15 protein-coding genes are annotated in these 18,475 nt (G+C 45.5%); 13 read left to right on the top strand and 2 right to left on the bottom strand.

Annotated elements, in window-relative coordinates; all coding sequences use genetic code 11:
* Positions 1–10 precede the first annotated feature (10 nt).
* Positions 11–1,915, bottom strand: coding sequence for a methyl-accepting chemotaxis protein (locus INR79_RS25530; RefSeq protein ID WP_223097610.1), 1,905 nt, complete (start codon positions 1,913–1,915; stop codon positions 11–13).
* Positions 1,916–2,268: 353 nt separating this feature from the next.
* Positions 2,269–3,360, bottom strand: coding sequence for an ABC transporter ATP-binding protein (locus tag INR79_RS25525; RefSeq protein ID WP_223097609.1), 1,092 nt, complete (start codon positions 3,358–3,360; stop codon positions 2,269–2,271).
* A 287-nt stretch (positions 3,361–3,647) separates the two neighbouring features.
* On the opposite strand from INR79_RS25525, the gene INR79_RS25520 reads away from it, so the two are divergent.
* The 13 genes from INR79_RS25520 to INR79_RS25460 all read left to right on the top strand — a co-directional run bounded on the left by INR79_RS25520 (position 3,648) and on the right by INR79_RS25460 (position 18,338).
* Entirely contained in the window at positions 3,648–4,568 is a 921-nt protein-coding gene (locus tag INR79_RS25520) for a carbohydrate ABC transporter permease (protein WP_223097607.1), read from the top strand.
* On the top strand, positions 4,568–5,419 hold the full coding sequence (locus INR79_RS25515; RefSeq protein ID WP_223097605.1) for a carbohydrate ABC transporter permease: 852 nt from the start codon (positions 4,568–4,570) through the stop codon (positions 5,417–5,419). Before INR79_RS25520 ends, INR79_RS25515 begins: the two co-directional genes overlap by 1 nt.
* Positions 5,420–5,569: 150 nt before the next feature.
* The gene (locus tag INR79_RS25510) at positions 5,570–6,796 is read left to right on the top strand and encodes an ABC transporter substrate-binding protein (RefSeq protein ID WP_004404376.1); all 1,227 of its coding nucleotides are present in this window, start codon (positions 5,570–5,572) and stop codon (positions 6,794–6,796) included.
* Positions 6,797–6,886: 90 nt separating this feature from the next.
* Complete coding sequence (locus INR79_RS25505) at positions 6,887–10,006, top strand: beta-galactosidase (RefSeq protein WP_223097603.1); 3,120 nt, start codon at positions 6,887–6,889, stop codon at positions 10,004–10,006.
* Positions 10,007–10,071: 65 nt separating this feature from the next.
* On the top strand, positions 10,072–11,124 hold the full coding sequence (locus INR79_RS25500; RefSeq protein WP_223097601.1) for a UDP-glucose--hexose-1-phosphate uridylyltransferase: 1,053 nt from the start codon (positions 10,072–10,074) through the stop codon (positions 11,122–11,124).
* A gap of 33 nt (positions 11,125–11,157) precedes the next feature.
* Entirely contained in the window at positions 11,158–12,315 is a 1,158-nt protein-coding gene (gene galK / locus INR79_RS25495; protein WP_223097599.1) for a galactokinase, read from the top strand.
* Positions 12,312–13,325, top strand: coding sequence for a galactose-1-epimerase (galM, locus tag INR79_RS25490; RefSeq protein ID WP_223097597.1), 1,014 nt, complete (start codon positions 12,312–12,314; stop codon positions 13,323–13,325). Before galK ends, galM begins: the two co-directional genes overlap by 4 nt.
* A 185-nt stretch (positions 13,326–13,510) precedes the next feature.
* Positions 13,511–15,226, top strand: a complete 1,716-nt coding sequence (locus tag INR79_RS25485; RefSeq protein WP_223097595.1) for a hypothetical protein — start codon at positions 13,511–13,513, stop codon at positions 15,224–15,226.
* Between the two features lie 259 nt (positions 15,227–15,485).
* The gene (locus tag INR79_RS25480; RefSeq protein ID WP_223097593.1) at positions 15,486–16,484 is read left to right on the top strand and encodes an Imm49 family immunity protein; all 999 of its coding nucleotides are present in this window, start codon (positions 15,486–15,488) and stop codon (positions 16,482–16,484) included.
* Between the two features lie 51 nt (positions 16,485–16,535).
* On the top strand, positions 16,536–16,877 hold the full coding sequence (locus INR79_RS25475; protein ID WP_223097591.1) for a hypothetical protein: 342 nt from the start codon (positions 16,536–16,538) through the stop codon (positions 16,875–16,877).
* A gap of 66 nt (positions 16,878–16,943) precedes the next feature.
* On the top strand, positions 16,944–17,279 hold the full coding sequence (locus tag INR79_RS25470; RefSeq protein ID WP_223097589.1) for a hypothetical protein: 336 nt from the start codon (positions 16,944–16,946) through the stop codon (positions 17,277–17,279).
* 382 nt (positions 17,280–17,661) lie between these two features.
* On the top strand, positions 17,662–17,976 hold the full coding sequence (locus tag INR79_RS25465; RefSeq protein WP_004404350.1) for a hypothetical protein: 315 nt from the start codon (positions 17,662–17,664) through the stop codon (positions 17,974–17,976).
* A 26-nt stretch (positions 17,977–18,002) separates the two neighbouring features.
* Entirely contained in the window at positions 18,003–18,338 is a 336-nt protein-coding gene (locus INR79_RS25460) for a hypothetical protein (protein ID WP_004404348.1), read from the top strand.
* Positions 18,339–18,475: the final 137 nt, after the last annotated feature.

The raw sequence follows: 18,475 nt of genomic DNA, 5'->3' as shown, positions 1-18,475 counted from the left end.
CCCTTTTTGTTTATTGCACTTTAAATTGTGCGACCAGTTTCTCGAGCTGAGAATTGGAGTTTGAAAGTGATTGAGTTACGTTGACCGTATCGCGACCGCTGTTGACCAGCGATTCAACAATGTCCCGTATCGCCAGCATATTGCGCGAGATCTCTTCTGACACGGCGCTTTGCTCTTCCGTTGCGGTAGCAATCTGGCTGCTGATGTCATCAATTTGGTTTACCGAGTTGGACACCACGTCCAGGCTGCCGGAAACTTCAGATGTTTTCTCAGCCGTGATCTGACAACGAGATTTGGTGTTCTCCATTGCGTTAACGACTTTTTCTGTTCCATCGAGCAGGCGTGTCAGCATGTCGGAAATTTCGGTCGTGCTGTTTTGGGTGCGCGCAGCAAGGGCACGAACTTCGTCTGCTACCACGGCAAACCCACGGCCCTGTTCTCCGGCGCGCGCTGCTTCAATCGCGGCGTTCAACGCCAACAGGTTGGTCTGTTCAGAAATGTCACCGATAACGGAAAGAACAGCGCTGATCTGGTTTGCGTCTGTATTCATCACCTGAATACGCTCTGCCATCTCTTCCACTTCATCCACCAGTGAACGAACTGTCTCAACGGCATTATTTACAATGCCTTTCGAGTTGTGTGCTTCAACGCTGGTGGCTTCTGTTACCTGAGAGGACTGCTGAACACTTTCGGCAACCGAGCGTGCGCTTTCACTCATTTCAGTAATGGAAGTCACAACCTGTTCCGTTTCAGAAGAGTGCGAAAGCAGCATTTGTTCATTCTGGCTGGCGGAGGAGGTCAGGGTGCGAATGTCTTTGGAAATCTGAACACTGGAGTCAGCGATATCGCCAATCATGCGTTGCAGGTTAGAAACGAATTTATTAAAGCCCTCTGAAATCTGACCCAAATCGTCATTTTGCTCGACTTTAAGGCGTGCAGTTAAGTCGCCATTACCGTTAGACAGGTCAAGCACAGCGGCTTTTAGCTTGTCGAGCGGGCGGAATAGCTGGCTGATGACAACGAAAATAATCACGGTAGAAACAGCAAGCAAAAGGAAACCAACCAGAATGGATTCTTTAATCGCACTGTTCACTTCGGTTAGCGCTGTGTTTCGATCAACGAAAACCATCAGAGTCCAGTAGTTCTCGCTGTCAATTCTGATGCGCTGGAAGTAACCATCAAAATCAATACCAAGATAAGGGAAGTGCACCAGACCACTCTGACCAGAGCGGAAACCATTCTCAATCACTTGGAAGCTCGGGCTCACCTGAGAAGGTGTTTTACCGATGTCTGTTGGATCATCACTGGCAAAGAATTTGTGATTGCGGTCGGAAAGGGTAGCAGCACCGCCAGCGAAGCGCATGGAGCCAACTTGCTCGACGATGTGATCAAGGCGAACATCGCCAATCAACACCGCAATCAGTTCACCGTTTTGGTAGACCGGAGCTGAGATACTGATCACTTGCTTCTTGGTCACGATATCCTGATAGATATCGCTGGTGATGGTTCTGCCTTTCTGAGCAGTTTCTGTAAACCAAGGACGCGTAAGGTATCGGTCAGTTTCTTCTTTGATACCGCCGTCGTCAGACATGTAGTTACGACCGTCTTTGTACGCGATCATTACCGCCGAGATTTTAGAGGTTTCTGTAAGAAGAAGTACTCGGTCAATATTTTCCTGATCGCTCAGTTCGTTGGTGAAGTGGAGAGCGCCTTGATGGATGGTCCGAATTTTGGACTCCATGTCGACTTCAATTTCTTTTACATGGCTATTGAGCTTTTGTTGAGTAATGGACTGAAGCCCGGAAGTCATTTCTTTTTTGAGGTTGATGATGCTTATAGTTGCCAACACTGACAGAGAAACCGCAACCAGCAAGACAACGCTAATGTTTATTCGCGTTTTAAAACCTAATCGCATAATTATCCTCATACGCTAGTAAGTGAACTGGGTTTTGTTGACCGAATTGTCAAAGTGATTTGAACAAATGTTTCGACAAACTCTGATTAACTTAGAGTTATGTTTTATTGTTTTAATTTATTCCGAATTAATATCCGGCGGATTATGCCATAGTAATAAAACTATCGAGGAGCGGTTTCTATGCAGTGGTGTGCGCAAATGTGATATTCATCACGCTAAATATGAGCTTATTTCATAAGATTCAGAAGTGAGAACTTTACTACCAGTATAAACAGGATTTTATGCTGGTTTCTGAAATAAATATTTACAGGATTTGTAACGGAAAAAAGGGGCTTAACGCCCCCAAAATATGTTTAGGAAGCGTTGACGTGTAACCCATTTGCATAGAACAAATGTGCATCTTCTGCGCGGCAACCAAGTGTGAGAGTTTGATACTTGGTAACTTCCTGATCCCCTGGGGAATGTACTGTAAACCCATCAACGCCTAAAGCCTGACCAAAAAGATAAGTGCTGTTACCCAGGCGCTCAACCACTTCACTGTCGAACTGGAAACTTATGGCACTTTCTTCGCCAATAAGGAGATGCTCTGGTCGAATTCCAAAAGTCAGTTTATCGCCTGGCTTAGCGGTAATTTCTCCGTCATATGGTAACGATATAATGGATTCGTCAGGTGTTTTTAGTGTGAGAGTTTGAGCTGAAAGTGAAATAAACTCTGTCGGAACGAAGTTCATCTTAGGAGAACCGATGAACCCTGCAACAAATTCATTTTTCGGATGGTGATAAAGCTCCAGTGGCGTACCAACCTGTTCGACGTTTCCTGCTCTGAGTACCACGATCTTGTCTGCCAGTGTCATCGCTTCCACCTGATCGTGAGTCACGTACACCATGGTGTTTTGCAACTCCTGATGTAACTTAGCGATTTGCAAACGCATTTCGACCCGTAATTCGGCGTCAAGATTGGACAGAGGTTCATCAAACAGGAAGACTTTGGGGTTTCTGACAATGGCGCGGCCAATTGCCACCCTCTGCCTTTGACCACCTGAAAGCTCCTTAGGCTTACGCTTAAGAAGCGGTTCCAACTGGAGCGTTTTCGCCGCAATCGAAACTTGCTTTTCTATCTTCTCTTTGGGATGCCCGGTCATTTTGAGCCCAAAGCCCATGTTTTCTTCTACTGTCATATGCGGGTAAAGCGCGTAAGACTGGAATACCATGGCAACGCCACGCTCGGCAGGGTCAACTTCGTTTACGACTTCGTTCTCTATTTCTATTGTGCCACCTGAAATCTCTTCCAGACCCGCAATCAACCGAAGCAGTGTCGACTTACCGCAACCTGATGGACCAACAAAAACGACGAACTCTCCGTTGTTGATCTCCAGATCCACCCCGTGAATTGTCCGGATGTCACCATATTCTTTGATGACGTTTTGTAACGTGATGTCTGCCATTTTGGACTCCCGAGCACAAGCAGTAGTAGTAACTGAAATTTAAAATACGTGAACACGCAAACATTGTTAGTGACTTGTTAATAATAGTTGATCGTGATCAACTTAAAATGCACCAATTGAGTGATTTTTGTGGAAACGTTTACACTTTGAGTTTTATTACTGTGCAAAATTTCTTCAACGATCCTATATTGAACGTAGATGCAAAGAGAATAGAAGTGTTTTTGCTCAACTTAGTGCCCCATCTTGATGCAGGGATTTGAGTAAAAAGTAAAAGGGAATGCATAAAAATGGAACAATCTGTGAAAACGATATACCCAGGAAGTCGGATGCCTTCTGCCAGAAAGAAGCGTTCGACCATGCGACAGCTTACGCCTTGGTTTTTCCTCTTTCCCGCCATGGTCATCTTTGTGGTTTACGTTATTTACCCAATCATCGACAGTATCTGGCTGAGCTTTTATCAGTGGGACGGGCTAGGGGATAAAACTTGGGTCGGGCTTGATAATTACGTCGAGCTGTTTGAATCAGATGCGTTTTACACATCGCTCAAAAATAACTTTCTCTGGCTGGTGTTTTTCATGATTGCACCACCAGCGGGGCTGGCTATCGCTCTTTTCCTCAACCAACAGGTGAAAGGGATTCGAGTTGTGAAGTCACTCTTCTTTTTCCCGTTCGTTATTTCACAGGTAGTGGTTGGATTGGTCTTTGCCTGGTTTTATGACCCGACTTTCGGATTATTCAACATAGCTTTAAATGGATTAGGGCTTGAACCGATCGCCATCCTTTCGAACGAAAAGTACGTGACCTACGGAATCATCGCTGCTGGGCTGTGGCCGCAAATTTCCTATTGCATGATTTTGTACCTGACAGGGCTGAATAATCTCGATCCAGAACAAATAGAAGCAGCGCGCCTTGATGGTGCAAAGAAATGGCGCATGCTCTGGTATGTGGTGCTGCCTCAACTTCGTCCTGCCACTTTTATTGCCATTGTGGTTACCGTTATTGGTGCACTTCGATCTTTCGATTTGGTTGCAACCATGACGGCGGGTGGACCTTGGGGCAGTTCTTCAGTGCTGGCGTATCAAATGTATGAAGAATCCATTTTCAATTACCGAATGGGCTTTGGTGCCGCGGTGTCGGTGGTTCTGTTTCTCATTATGGATGTGTACATCGCTTACTTCTTGTGGCGTATGTTGAGGAGTGAAAAATAATGTATCCGCAACCGATTCAAAAGGCAGGACGCCTGACCAATATCAGCTACCGCGTTGCGCTGCCTATTTCTATTCTGATGTGGCTGCTGCCATTGATAGCGGTGATGATGACTTCGATTCGCTCGATAGAAGACATCAACAAAGGTAACTATTGGGGTATACCCAGCGATATTCAGTTTTTCGAAAACTACTCTCAGGTGTTTACCTCTACCCCTATGGGGCAGTACTTGCTAAACAGCCTGATGATCACCATTCCTGCCGTGGCAGGTGCGGTTGCGCTCTCAACGCTTGGGGGCTATGCACTCGCAAAATACAACTTCAAAGCCAACATCTGGATTTTTGCCACCTTTATCGCGGGTAACTTCGTGCCGTTTCAGATTCTGATGATTCCGGTTCGCGACCTGACTATTACCTTTGGTTTGTACGACACCCGCTGGGCGTTGATCTTCTTCCACATTGCATTTCAGGCAGGGTTTTGCACCTTGTTTATGCGCAACTTTATCGTCGGAATCCCCGATGCTCTTATTGAAGCGGCAAGGGTTGAAGGGGTGAGCGAATGGAAGATCTTCTGGTACGTGGTGCTACCGCTTGTGCGACCTGCACTGGCAGCGTTGTCTGTGCTGGTATTTACTTTTATATGGAATGATTTTTTCTGGGCGCTGGTACTTGTGCAAAGTGACGAAGTAAGACCGGTAACGGCTGGCTTGAGTGCTTTGCGCGGACAATGGCTTGCTTCCTGGCAGTTTATTTCTGCCGGTGCTGTGGTCGCGGCTATTCCACCAGTGGTTCTGTTCTTTACGATGCAACGCCACTTTATCGCGGGTCTGACCCTTGGGGCGACAAAAGGATAAATGCATTGAACACAGAACATCAGCCTAAACAACTGAATTTGGCGATAGCGATTAGATAATAAAAAACACCCACGACTTCGAGTTTTGAAGTTAAACGGGGCTTAAAAAATTTGGACCACAAGAGCAAAGCTCAACAACAAGGACCTTATTATGAAATACGTGAAACACTTAGCTGCATCAGTCTTGCTTGCTGCAACTGTCGCTGGTTCAGCAGTCGCGGGAACATTGGTGATTAACTCCAATGCCTCAGATGCTGCACCAAAACAGGCATGGGACGAAGTGGTGTCGCGCTTTAAGGCAGCGAACCCAGATGTAGAGGTCAAATACAACCTGTACGACCACGAATCCTACAAAACGACGATTCGAAACTGGCTGGCAACGTCGCCACCGGATGTCGTATTTTGGTTTGCAGGTAACCGCATGAAAACTTTTGTGGATCGCGGACTTCTTGAAGATGTGAGTGACCTGTGGGAAGCCAACGGAATGAATCAGGACTTTGCAGCCGCAGCGCCTGCGATGTCCGTAAACGGTAAAAAATACGGTGTGCCATACACTTATTACCAATGGGGCGTGTACTACCGCAAAGATATCTTCGATAAATTCGGCATTGCAGAGCCTAAAAACTGGGACGAATTTAAAGCGGCGGCAGCCAAGCTGAAAGCAAATAACGTTGCGCCGTTTGCCATCGGAACCAAGTACCTTTGGACGGCCGCGGGATGGTTTGATTATTTGAACCTTCGTACCAATGGTCTGGATTTCCACATTCAGCTCATGGACGGTAAAGTCCCTTACACCGACGATCGTGTTAAGAAAACATTCGCCAAGTGGAAAGAGTTGGTCGAGCCTGGTTACTTCCTGGACAACCACGCGTCTTATTCCTGGCAGGAAGCGCAGCCATTCCTGTACAACGGTCAGGCGGCAATGTACCTAATCGGTAACTTCATCACACCAAACTTCCCACCTGAAATGGACGGCAAAATGGGTTTCTTTCAGTTCCCTGTTATCGACCCATCGGTTGGTCTGGCGGAAGACGCACCAATGGATACCATCCATATTCCAAGCAAAGCGAAGAACAAAGAAGAAGCACGTAAGTTCCTTGCCTTTGTCGCAACGCCTGAAATTCAGAAGCTGATTAACGACAGCATTCTGCAAATCCCAACCAACAACAAAGCATCGGTTAAAGATGATCCGTTCCTGAACGTAGGTGTGGAAATGTTGGGTAAAGCAGTAGGTACGGCACAGTTCTATGACCGTGACACCGATCCTGCAATGGCGAAAGAAGGGATGAAAGGGTTCCAGGAATTTATGGTTCACCCAGATCGTCTGGACAAGATTCTTCAGCGCCTGGAAAAAGCGCGCCAGAGAACATTTAAATAACTCTGGTTTTAACCAGTTTGCCGCAGTGTAGGGCTGCGGCATTCTTTTTCAAATGAAAGCTAACAAACAGCGGCTACAGCGAGTATGGCTATGAGAACGTTTAAAGACATCTTTTCAGCACGTGAATGGGAAAACCACCATGTCACTCATCATAATGTGCTCAGCGCTCATGCTCCGTTATTTAGTTTTAAAGATTCCCAAGATGCGTTGAATGCAGGTGAGGGGAGCCGCGTATGTTTAAATGGAGTTTGGGCATTCAACCTGTTTTCCAAACCCGAAGAAATAGAAGAACAGCAGGTCGCCAGACATTTTGACGATTCAGGCTGGGACAACATCGATGTTCCCGGCAACTGGCAGATGCAAGGTCACGATTTCCCAATCTACACCAATGTAAAATACCCGTTTGCCGACAACCCGCCTTTTGTCCCCAAAGACAACCCGACAGGCGTATATCGCCGGGCGTTTTCTCTTTCTGAAGATGAGTTAACAGAGCAGATCCGAGTTGTATTTGATGGCGTTAATTCAGCCTTCCATCTCTGGTGTAACGGTGAATGGGTAGGGTACTCACAAGACAGCCGTTTACCTGCCGAGTTTGATCTGACCGATTTTGTGGAAGCGGGCGAAAACCAGCTCACCGTTGTGGTATTTCGTTGGTCTGATGGCAGCTATCTGGAAGATCAGGATATGTGGTGGCTGAGTGGTATTTTCCGCGACGTTTACCTGCTGAAAAAGCCCAGACTCTGCATTGCAGATGTCACCATTCAAACTCATTTAGATGCCTGTTATCGCGATGCCACTTTACGTGTCGAAACAACGCTGAGTCAGGTTAATGAAGACGCTTACACCTGTATTGAGCTATTTGATGCGAACGGTACAAGAGTGCTGGAATCACGTCCTGAATTCACCGGACGAGTATTCATTGATGAAAAAGGTGGCTGGGCAGACAAAACTCATCACAACTTGCCTGTACCTGAGCCGAAAAAGTGGAGTTCAGAGTCGCCTTACCTCTATCGCTGTGTGGTATCACTCAAAGACAAACAGGGGAATCTGCTTGATTGTGAAGCCTATGATGTTGGTTTCCGACAGGTAGAGATTAAGAGCGGACAACTGATGATCAACGGTAAACCGCTGTTGATTCGAGGGGTGAACCGACATGAGCATCATCCTGAACGTGGTCACGCTGTCACGCGTGATGACATGTTAGAAGACATCATTCTGCTTAAACAAAACAACTTTAATGCAGTCAGAACCTCACACTATCCTAACCACCCAGAATGGTATGAGTTGTGTGATCAATACGGTTTATATGTGGTCGATGAAGCTAATATCGAATCCCACGGACAGTTCCCAATGTGCCGTCTGTCGGACGATGTTTCATGGCTATCTGCTTATATGAGGCGCGCCAGCCGTATGGTTGCGCGAGATAAAAATCATCCGAGTGTGATTATCTGGTCGCTGGGTAATGAGTCTGGCATTGGTGGAAATCACCACGCCATGTACCAATGGATCAAGATGTCCGATCCGACAAGACCTGTACAATATGAGGGTGGCGGGGCAGATACCGCGGCTACCGACATCATTCCTCCTATGTATTCGCGAGTCGACCGAGACGAGTATTTTCCTAATCAAAAAGACGAGATCAGCCGACGTGGCATTAAAAAGTGGATATCACTTCCAGACGAGAATAGACCGCTGATCTTATGTGAATACGCTCACGCAATGGGAAACAGCTTAGGCAACTTCCACAAGTACTGGGAAGCATTCCGCGCCTACCCTAGACTCCAAGGGGGATTCATCTGGGACTGGGTTGATCAGGGAATCACTAAGTTAGACGACAAGGGACAACCTTATTGGGCGTATGGTGGGGATTTTGGTGACGACATCAATGACAGACAATTCTGCATTAACGGATTGCTGTTCCCAGACAGAACACCACATCCGACGATTCATGAAGTGAAAAAGGCTCAGCAGTTTTTTCAGTTCAGCTTAGCCGATACAAATCCCATAACCGTCGAAGTCACCAATGAGCATCTGTTCGAATCCGATATCCCGCTCAATTTGCACTGGCAATTAGTCGAAGGCGACACGCTGGTGGAGCTAGGGCAATTGCCGTTAGAAGTGTCTGCCGACAGTAAAACCACATTGGTACTTTCAGAGAATGCCATCTCGGAAACTGCCAAAGCACCGCGTTATCTGAACCTTCACGTGGTAACCGATTCCGAGTTACCTTGGGCAGAAGAAGGGTTTGAAGTTGCCAGCGAACAGCTATCAATCCCATCGTTAGTGCCTCTTAGTTCTTATGTAGAAGAAGCGCCAAACGGCGATGTAATGCTTCACGCAAACGCTCAGGTTATCGAAGTTCAGGGTGAAGGGTTTATGCTCAGTATCAACAAAAACACCGGGTTGATTGAGAGCTGGCGTGCTGGCGACAAAGAAGTATTTAAACGAGTACCAAAAGACTGTTTCTACCGTTCCCCTATCGACAACGACATCGGAACCAGCGAAGCGAACCGCGTGGACCCGAACTCATGGGTGGCGCGTTGGCAGCAGAGTGGGCTGTGGGATATGACGCCACAATGCGTCAGAGTTGACGCGACCAATCTCGCGAGTAAAGCCATCATACAGACAACGTTTGAGCACCAGCACAATGGGGTTTGTCTGATTAGAACGTGTTGGACGTATGCAGTGAGTTCTGACGGAGCGTTGGAAATCGACGTCAAGGTCGAAGTATCTGAAGGGTTGCCGCCGTTGCCAAGAGTTGGATTTGATTTTGTGTTGGTCGATGAAAATCAGTCTGTCGACTGGTTTGGGCGCGGTCCCCATGAAAACTACCCGGACCGAATTCTGTCGGCGCATTTTGGACACTATCAACTTGCCGCGAAAGACTGGTTTACGCCATATATTTTCCCTAGCGAATCTGGCTTGCGATGCGATGTGTCTACGGCGTCTGTCGGAGACTTGAACATCGCCGGAGTGAGAGGACAAGCCTTTCACTTAGGCATTAGTCAGTATGAACCAAGGCAGGTTAGCCAAGCCACGCACACATGCGACCTGACATTGAGTGGTCAGCTCTATGTGAATGTTGATACAGCACATATGGGCGTTGGTGGCGATGATTCCTGGACGCCAAGTGTCCATCAGGAATTCCAATTGAAAGAGAAACACTTTCACTATCAGGTGATGTTAAAGCCCAATACTTCAAAAAATTAGTTGGCAACAGACCCACTGAGAAGTCATTGATTTAAAAATGTAAACGTATACACAAGGAAAGAATAATGAATTCTGGTCAATTTGACCCAAAAGAGCATCCGCATAGAAGATATAACCCACTGACTGGTCAGTGGATTTTGGTGTCACCACACAGAGCGAAACGCCCCTGGAGTGGGCAAAATGAAGAAGTCGAAGAAAGCAGCTCAAAATCTTACGATCCTGACTGCTTTTTGTGCCCGACAAATACCCGTATTTCTGGCGAGAAAAATCCAGATTATAAAGGTTGTTACGTGTTTCAAAATGACTTCGCCGCCTTAATGCCAGACTCTCCGGGACCAGAGAAATCTTCCGACCCGCTGTTTCAGAGTGGTCCAGCGAACGGATTAAGCCGGGTGATTTGCTTTTCGCCTCATCACAGCAAAACCCTTCCAGAGTTGAGCGTGCCTCAAATTACCGAGGTGATTAATACCTGGGACGAACAGGTGACGGAACTGGGACAAGAGTATTTATGGGTTCAGGCGTTTGAAAACAAGGGCGAACTGATGGGGTGTTCTCAGCCGCACCCTCACGGACAGATATGGGCGAACAGCTTTTTGCCAAATGAAATAGCACGTAAAGACGGGCTGCTTTGGGAATATCAGGATCAGCACGGTAGCAATTTGCTGTTGGATTACGCAGTGAAAGAACAAGCGTTACAGGAGCGAGTGGTTGTTGAAACGGAATATTGGATTGCGGTCGTGCCTTACTGGGCTTCCTGGCCATTTGAAACGCTCTTGCTTCCCAAGTTTTCAGTCACTCGGTTTAACCAGTTAAACAAAGAACAGCGAGTCGACTTGGCGCAAGCTCTTAAGAGGCTAACCACGCGTTACGACAACTTGTTTAACTGCTCCTTCCCTTATTCCATGGGATGGCACTTTGCGCCATTTTTCAAAGACGAGCGCAATATTGAGCACTGGCAATTGCATGCTCATTTCTATCCGCCACTGCTAAGAAGTGCCACTGTGCGGAAGTTTATGGTTGGCTATGAAATGCTGGCTGAGTATCAAAGAGATTTAACGCCAGAACAAGCGGCAGAGCGCCTATCGCAGTTGAGCGATGTGCACTACAAGGAAGCTTAATGGTCGGTAGAAATAGGTAGTTGGAGAGAAAACATGAACGCACTGGTTTATTTCGTTAATGAATCATTTACAGAGGTATTCAAAGAAGCCCCGTCGCATCTGATTCAGGCACCGGGACGTGTAAATTTGATTGGTGAGCATACCGACTATAACGACGGTTTTGTTCTGCCCTGTGCCATCAACTATCAAACCGTGATTGCCGCCAGAAAACGAGATGACAATCTGATGCGTGTTGTTGCGTTGGACTATGGCAGCGAGATGGATGAGTTTGATGTGTCGGGACCCATTCATCATGAACCAAATAAAATGTGGGCAAACTACATACGTGGTGTCGTTTTGCATATTCGTCAGCGTGGCTTTCAGTTTGGTGGTGCGGATCTGGTTGTTTCTGGCAACATTCCTCAGGGTACGGGTCTTAGCTCATCTGCTTCTCTTGAAGTGGCGGTAGGCAAGACCATGACAGAGCTCTATGGTTTAGGTCTTGATAATCAGTCGCTCGCATTGATAGGTCAGGAGGCGGAGAACCAGTTTGTTGGTTGTAACTGTGGAATTATGGATCAGCTTATCTCTGCCAAAGGGGAAGAGGGAAGCGCGCTGCTTATAGATTGCCACTCGCTTGAAACTCAGCCTATTCATTTACCATCTGAACTTACCGTGCTTATTGTTAACTCGAACAAAAGCCGAGGCTTGGTCGACAGTGAATACAATACGCGCCGAGAGCAATGTGAAGCCGCCGCCGCGTTTTTCAATGTTAAAGCGCTAAGAGACGTGACGATTGAACAGCTCGAAAATGCCAAGTCAGAAATGGACGATGTGGTGTACCGAAGAGCAAAGCACATCATCACTGAAAATGCCAGAACTCTGGCAGCCAGTTCAGCACTTAAGCAAGGCAATGTTTATGAGCTCTCTGAACTGATGCGTCAGTCCCACCTTTCAATGAAGGATGATTTTGAAATCACGGTGCCAGAAATTGATTTTCTGGTAGATAAGATTGATAAACTTATTGGGCACAATGGCGGTGTTCGAATGACAGGAGGCGGATTCGGTGGATGTGTTATCGCGTTAGTTCCCGAAAGTGCTATTCAAGTCATTCGCGAGAAAGTCTTACCCGTCTATTATGAACAATATGGATTGCAAGCAGAGCTTCATGTTTGTTCTGCACAGGTTGGGACTTCTTTGGTGGATTTATGATAGGAAAGGCAAGCGACGGCAAACCGCCGATAGTAGTGAGATTAGAGAACGAGAACGGGCTTTCAATCGAACTGATGGATATTGGTGCAACCTGGCTTTCCTGCAAGATCCCTTTGTTTGAAGGGGCGAGAGAAGTACTGCTTGGCGTCGATAATATGGACGATTTCTATCGGCAAAGCGCTTACTTTGGAGCAAGCGTAGGCCGCTATGCCAATAGAATAGCCCAAGGGCGTTTTGAACTCGGAAATAGAACCTATCAGGTCTCGCAAAACCAACCTCCCCACTGTTTACACGGTGGGGAAAGCGGTTTTGACAAAAGGCGCTGGACGATTGCTCGGCAGGATAAACAATGTGTGGTTTTTACACTCACGTCGCCAGATGGTGATCAAGGCTTTCCTTCTGAACTTTCAGTAAAAGCCAGATACGAGGTAACGGACGACAACCGAGTGGTGATTGAGTACTCTGCATCCGCTGAATCCGACACAATCGTTGCGCTGACTAACCATGCGTACTTTAACCTCGATGGTGAAGGGGATGTTCTTGAACATCATTTGCAACTTTCTGCCGACAGCTACCTTCCCGTTGGAGAAGATGGCATTCCAGAAAGTGGTGTGACTCCTGTGGTAGGAACTGGGTTCGATTTCCGTGCAGGTAAAACCATTATGGAGGATTTACTCACAGACGAAGATCAGCAGAAGGTTGGAGGATACGACCATTCATTCTTGTTATCTGAGTATGAAAATTTCGACAACTCTCAATGCCAGTTAACGTCATCTGACGGAATTGTCTCCCTTGGCATTGCCACTAACCAAGAAGCCATTCAGGTTTATACGGGTAACTTTTTGGCTGGCGAGCCCAGTCGCGATGGCACTTATCACCGACACGAAGGTGTTGCGCTAGAAACTCAATGCTTGCCGAACTCTCCCAATACCAATCTGGAAGCGTGTCTACTCAAAGCTAGGGATCTTTATCTCAACCGCACAGAATTCCGGTTTTCATTCAAGCGGTGATTACCCGCTGTTTTAAATAATATTTATGTCAATTTAACATCCTTGTACATAAACTGCGCACATATGGTAATGCGAACAATTCTCCATATCCTTCTGCGCATTACTTATTCTTGAATTATTCAGCGCTTTCAGGTCATTAATCAATGACTTGAAGGCGAATTAGTTTGTGTATATAGGGTAATTACATGAAAAATATTGCCATGATGGCATTTGCTGGTGTGTTGATAGGCTGCGGTGGAGGAGGTTCTGATTCCAAATACCCAACGAGCCCGACAATTCCAAAAGAACCTACACGTGGAATCACATCGGCAGGTTCTTATATTTCCGTTGATCACGAGAGTTACTACGCCTTACCTGCTGGGGCTAAGGCAACCAAATCTGTTCTTGCTGGACAGTGGTTAAGGTTTATAGGTAATTCCTCGGTTGCAAAAATCAAATCCAATGAATGGGTACACACCAAGCCAGATGGAACCATCGTCAATGGTGCTGACGAGAGACGTTTCACTGTCACCTTTACAGAAGCGGGTAATCATAGCCTTTCTTACTGCGCGACCCATGAAAATCAAAGCAACACGAGTCGCTACCCAAGATGTGTGGACATGCAAATTCAGGTGAATGATGCAGCCCCCAAGTTCACATACAACGTCAATGAAGATGCCACTCTAAATATTAACGCCAGCGAGTTTTTTAATGGTGATGCAGCGACCATTGAGATGGTTGGTCATACATTCAAAGGTGGCTTGTTTGTATCAGGCAACAGACAATCTCTGGCTTACGATCCTGGAGGTTCGTACCAATATCTGAATGCGGGTGAATCCGGCTCTATTAGAGTACCTATCAGAGCAAAATCTGCTACTGAGTCCTGGCACGGTAACATTCAGATCACTGTTGATGGGGTCGCCAACGCGACTGAATGTACTGATGCCAACAGCCGTACTATTTCACCTGTGACTGTCGGGTCTGATCCGGTAGATGTTAAGGATGGTGAATGCATTAAGATTGATTCAAATGAGACATCGGCACTAAGCGGAACCTGGGCTCCTTATGAAGGCGTTAACGGTGGTGCATTAGTGAGCTTTTTTGAGCAAATTGGCGCTAACCCAGCGGCAAAAGTGCTGTACTTCAAAATGCCTGCGACAGGTCAATTACACCTGAACTGGTGCCCAACAAGCACACGAGAATGTGCCCCCAAACGTTGGCAACTGAAAAACACCAAAACAGAAACGGCAAAAGAGCCCACACTCGAAAACTGGGTTTCGACCAGTACGCATAATATAAATGACAATATTGTAATTACAGCCACACCGTCTGCACATGTTGCCAACCCTACGTATCGTTGGTTTGTTTTCGACCAGCACAACGGTCACCAGAAAATCATGGATGTGATCACCAAATCCAACCAGTTCACCCTGGGTAAAGTGGGCACCGCGAAAAACTACCGAGTAGATGTAATGGTGGACAATAACATCTACGAGTTTGCGTCAGGCTTCGACAGTTCGGTACATGGACGGGTTGTTCCTGTGGGCAAGTATAAGTTTTATAATTCATGGAGTTACATAAGAGGCGATGAACCCAACCCACCAAAAGCGATTGTGAAAGTGAATGGTGTTCGCTACGAACCTAAAGACATGGCAAGAAGCCTGATCATTGTCGACATTGAGGGAACAAATTCCGTAAAACTGGATGCGACAGACTCAATCTTCAATGCCAATGACCAAATGTTAGAATTCCAATACTGGGACTACGAAAACGGACGCCGTGAGCTTGTTTCATCAAGCACAACATATAATTTCGAATTCGGTTCAGACAAATCCCGACATGTCGATTTCTGTATAAGAGGCGAGTTCCCATGGAACCAAAGCGAAAACCCCTGTTTAGAATTCTTTATTATGAAAAAGTAACTTAGAAAACTTGGTTATTTTTGAAAGCCAGCTTGGGTATCAAGCTGGCTTTTTTGATGGATGGGAGTAATTTCTGGACTACTCAATTCAAAGAACCGGTTAACAATATGTTGGACACGATTCTAATAATGGTACCTCAGAAAAATCTCAAGCTATTCAAATTCGTTCATCAAACCATGTCCGATAACAAGTTGGGGCAGGTGAAGATCGAAGAGTATGATATGAGAAATGTTAAAATGCCGACGTTGGACAACTAAGAATGAAAAATATATATAGTCACCACAGAAGAGAGTACCTTTCAGATGATGCCGCCTTTGAGCACCGCCAAGTCGAATATCTGTTAGAAGACATTAGTAATCGGAAAGAGGACCTTGAATACGTCTTTAATGTGGATAAATTTCAACACGGTTGTTCATATTGTACTGGTGAGTTTCGAGATTACTGGGCTAAGTCCCTTATCTTGAAATATCCCTCCGCTCACAGCCGCTATCTGTTGGCGTATTGGGGGGAATGTTGGTATCAAAATGCGAGAATGCACATCCGAGAGGCACCATTGGATGTTGAGTTTATGGGGCAAACACTGCATTTCCCGCAAGGCACCTTGGGAGAGCTGAGAACGTCCACTGTTTTACATTGGTTAGACGGTGTAGCTTCGGCGGTGTTAAATCGTAATTCCGAAGCACTGAATGAAATGGCAAGTTATGAGGAGAGGCATTTTTACGGCGAAGCCCCTCATCTATACAACGACATTGAGCGCGCTTACTTTCATTTATTAAAAGCGTTTGTTCAAAACGAACAAGACAAAAGCGTCAGGCAAGCGCTTGCCGATAAGGTAACACCAACATTGACGGTGGGGGTTATCACCCAAGCCGTTAACCGTGATGTTGAAAAGGTGTATTACCATCGCCTTGAACCGCTGGCGAGAATAGTGCTTCACCTTTGGAGTATGTTGCCTTCTAGTTTAGATGAGCTAGCTCGGCTTGCCATAGAGAGGCAGTATGATTACTTTGCCAACATACTCCCACGCAGTGATGAACCTCGTGGTAGTGAGTCTCTGGAGCTAGGCTTGCCAGAAACGTACTTGGCGCTTCACGCCATGGCATTCCTTTCACTCCACTACCAACGAAATGGTGAAACTGTGACGTTTGACTCACCCTATATGCCACTAACTATCATTAAAGGCGAAGGCCCCACCCGTCAGGAAGTCCTCGCCAATCCCCCCGTGTTCGATCTGGAACACGTATTAGGCAACCAATAAAAGGAAACAAGAGGCTTGTGACAGCAAGCCTCTTTAATTTAAGGATAGATAATGAAAAAGAGAATACTCGCAACGGCTTTGGTTGCGTGTGTTTTTACGGCTCAAGCACAAGTAAAAACGGGTCCAGAAATAGAAACGCTGTATCCGGTTGGATTTCATCATGATCAAGGTGATGGTCTTTATATTGAGTTTCAGCCAGGTGCAATGCCAGGTTGCTATGGAGATAAGGGTGGGCGGCTCAGTAAAAGTAATCCTAATTATAAAGAGTATTACTCTTTGCTACTTACTATGATGACCACAAAAAGCTTTAAAGGACAAATTCGATATGAGCAAACAAACCATACAGGGTGGTGGAGCTGCTCAATAGAAGGGATATTTGTTTATCCAAAATAATAAACATTTTTCTCAATACAAACTGATGAGTAGAATTAACTTTCTTAAATTTAAAGAGTAATAGTTGTGAAAAAAATTCCAATCATTTTATTGGCGTTAAGCTTTCTTGCGCCCGTTGTTAATGCAAAAGATATCGGCTTTGGTACGTTAAAAGGGGTTAAGGTTTACGATTTTAAAGCAGACAAATCTTTGCGTATTTATTTCAGTGATAGTGCTACCCATTTAAACCAAGACTGTAAAGGTGTTGCCCGCTTTACTTTTAGCCGCCACAGCTCTGAGTTTATAGATAAAGTTTTAAGTGTTGCAATGGCTGCACAGATTTCTGGTAAAAAGGTCCGAATTCACTCGGAAGAAGGCAGTTGTGAAGGGGCATTTATTGCACTTCAAGAAACGCGTTTTTAATTAATGTATCAATTGTTAGTAAATGAATATTTATTATATTGCAATAGGTATTTTTGATAATTGCGAACGGAGCGACCTTTGCGAATTATAATTCGAATTTGATTGGTGTTATTAAAAACTTTTGGATTTTTGGATGGTAAAAAAATATATTTTACGTTAGAAAGTAAGCCTAAACCTCACCCAGGTTGTTAATCTAACTATTTTGTTATTCCGGATACGATACCGAGCGACAGAAGGCAAATGTTACTTTCTCGATTATTAACGGCTTATGCATCAAAAGAGAAAGTGAATATAGGGTTTGGTGTGAGAGGAGATTGTGTTCACGGGTATATTCGTGTTCATCGCGCTGGTTAAATATATGACATATTAATAAGGGGATTTTATGAAAAAGTTGGCTTGGCTCGTTCTATTGTTTCTACCGTTTGGCGCATTTGCTTCCGGTCATTACAAGTCGGGCAAAATCAGTAATCTTACTGCCGTGACTTCTGGAATTTTGATTATGATGGATTCAGGGTTACCTTCGAAATGCGCAGGTTCACCCTACGGCTGGATGATGATCAAGCAGGAACATACAGCACTGACTTCTGTCGTGCTAACTGCATGGGCAGCAGGTAGAACATCAGGAACCGTTTATGTGGCTGGTCGAGAAAATGGCACAGGATACTGCTTGGTTACACAGTTTGACCCAGCAGGTTAAAATTAACATCAATTAGGAAAATAGAAATGAGAAAGTATTTGTTAGTCTTGTTTGGTTTATTCTTTACATCTTCAGCATTTGCTGTTGGAAATAGCCAAGGTGGAAAGATTGTCCATATTGGTTCAGTCAATGATGCGATCTTGTTTAAGATTGCTGGAAATTCTGAATCGAACCGTCCATCTTGCGCCACTACTGGACGCTTTTCTGTTCACAAAGATAGTGTACATGCATCTCTTGTTCTCACTGCGTTTGCAGCTGATAAAACACTAGCGAATGTCAGAGGATTAGGAACTTGCCACCTATGGGATAATTCTGAAGACTTACGTTGGATTGAAGTTTGTCCGTTAAATGGTTGCCCTTAGAAACTCTCGTAACCATCAGATACCAAGAAATTGAATACGTCTGTTTCATCTAATTGCGAAGTATCTTATGTAAGAATGTATATGTAAAACAGGTGTGTATCTTAATAGTAATAAGCCCCATTCCAAATGGGGCTTCT

The sequence above is a fragment of the Vibrio sp. SCSIO 43132 genome (genome assembly GCF_019904195.1).
GTDB classification, from domain to species: Bacteria; Pseudomonadota; Gammaproteobacteria; order Enterobacterales; family Vibrionaceae; genus Vibrio; species Vibrio nigripulchritudo.
Note: the sequence above shows the minus strand (reverse complement) of the source record. Positions and strands in the feature narration are given on the sequence as shown.

What these genes read in the sequence shown, in the direction of transcription:
- INR79_RS25510 (WP_004404376.1), top strand. Translation starts at nt 5,570, where the DNA reads ATGAAATACGTGAAACACTTAGCTGCATCAGTCTTGCTTGCTGCAACT.
- INR79_RS25460 (WP_004404348.1), top strand. Translation starts at nt 18,003, where the DNA reads ATGAGAAAGTATTTGTTAGTCTTGTTTGGTTTATTCTTTACATCTTCA.
- INR79_RS25500 (WP_223097601.1), top strand. Translation starts at nt 10,072, where the DNA reads ATGAATTCTGGTCAATTTGACCCAAAAGAGCATCCGCATAGAAGATAT.
- INR79_RS25480 (WP_223097593.1), top strand. Translation starts at nt 15,486, where the DNA reads ATGAAAAATATATATAGTCACCACAGAAGAGAGTACCTTTCAGATGAT.
- INR79_RS25465 (WP_004404350.1), top strand. Translation starts at nt 17,662, where the DNA reads ATGAAAAAGTTGGCTTGGCTCGTTCTATTGTTTCTACCGTTTGGCGCA.
- INR79_RS25485 (WP_223097595.1), top strand. Translation starts at nt 13,511, where the DNA reads ATGAAAAATATTGCCATGATGGCATTTGCTGGTGTGTTGATAGGCTGC.
- INR79_RS25530 (WP_223097610.1), bottom strand. Translation starts at nt 1,915, where the DNA reads ATGCGATTAGGTTTTAAAACGCGAATAAACATTAGCGTTGTCTTGCTG.
- INR79_RS25515 (WP_223097605.1), top strand. Translation starts at nt 4,568, where the DNA reads ATGTATCCGCAACCGATTCAAAAGGCAGGACGCCTGACCAATATCAGC.
- galM (WP_223097597.1), top strand. Translation starts at nt 12,312, where the DNA reads ATGATAGGAAAGGCAAGCGACGGCAAACCGCCGATAGTAGTGAGATTA.
- INR79_RS25505 (WP_223097603.1), top strand. Translation starts at nt 6,887, where the DNA reads ATGAGAACGTTTAAAGACATCTTTTCAGCACGTGAATGGGAAAACCAC.
- INR79_RS25520 (WP_223097607.1), top strand. Translation starts at nt 3,648, where the DNA reads ATGGAACAATCTGTGAAAACGATATACCCAGGAAGTCGGATGCCTTCT.
- galK (WP_223097599.1), top strand. Translation starts at nt 11,158, where the DNA reads ATGAACGCACTGGTTTATTTCGTTAATGAATCATTTACAGAGGTATTC.
- INR79_RS25475 (WP_223097591.1), top strand. Translation starts at nt 16,536, where the DNA reads ATGAAAAAGAGAATACTCGCAACGGCTTTGGTTGCGTGTGTTTTTACG.
- INR79_RS25525 (WP_223097609.1), bottom strand. Translation starts at nt 3,360, where the DNA reads ATGGCAGACATCACGTTACAAAACGTCATCAAAGAATATGGTGACATC.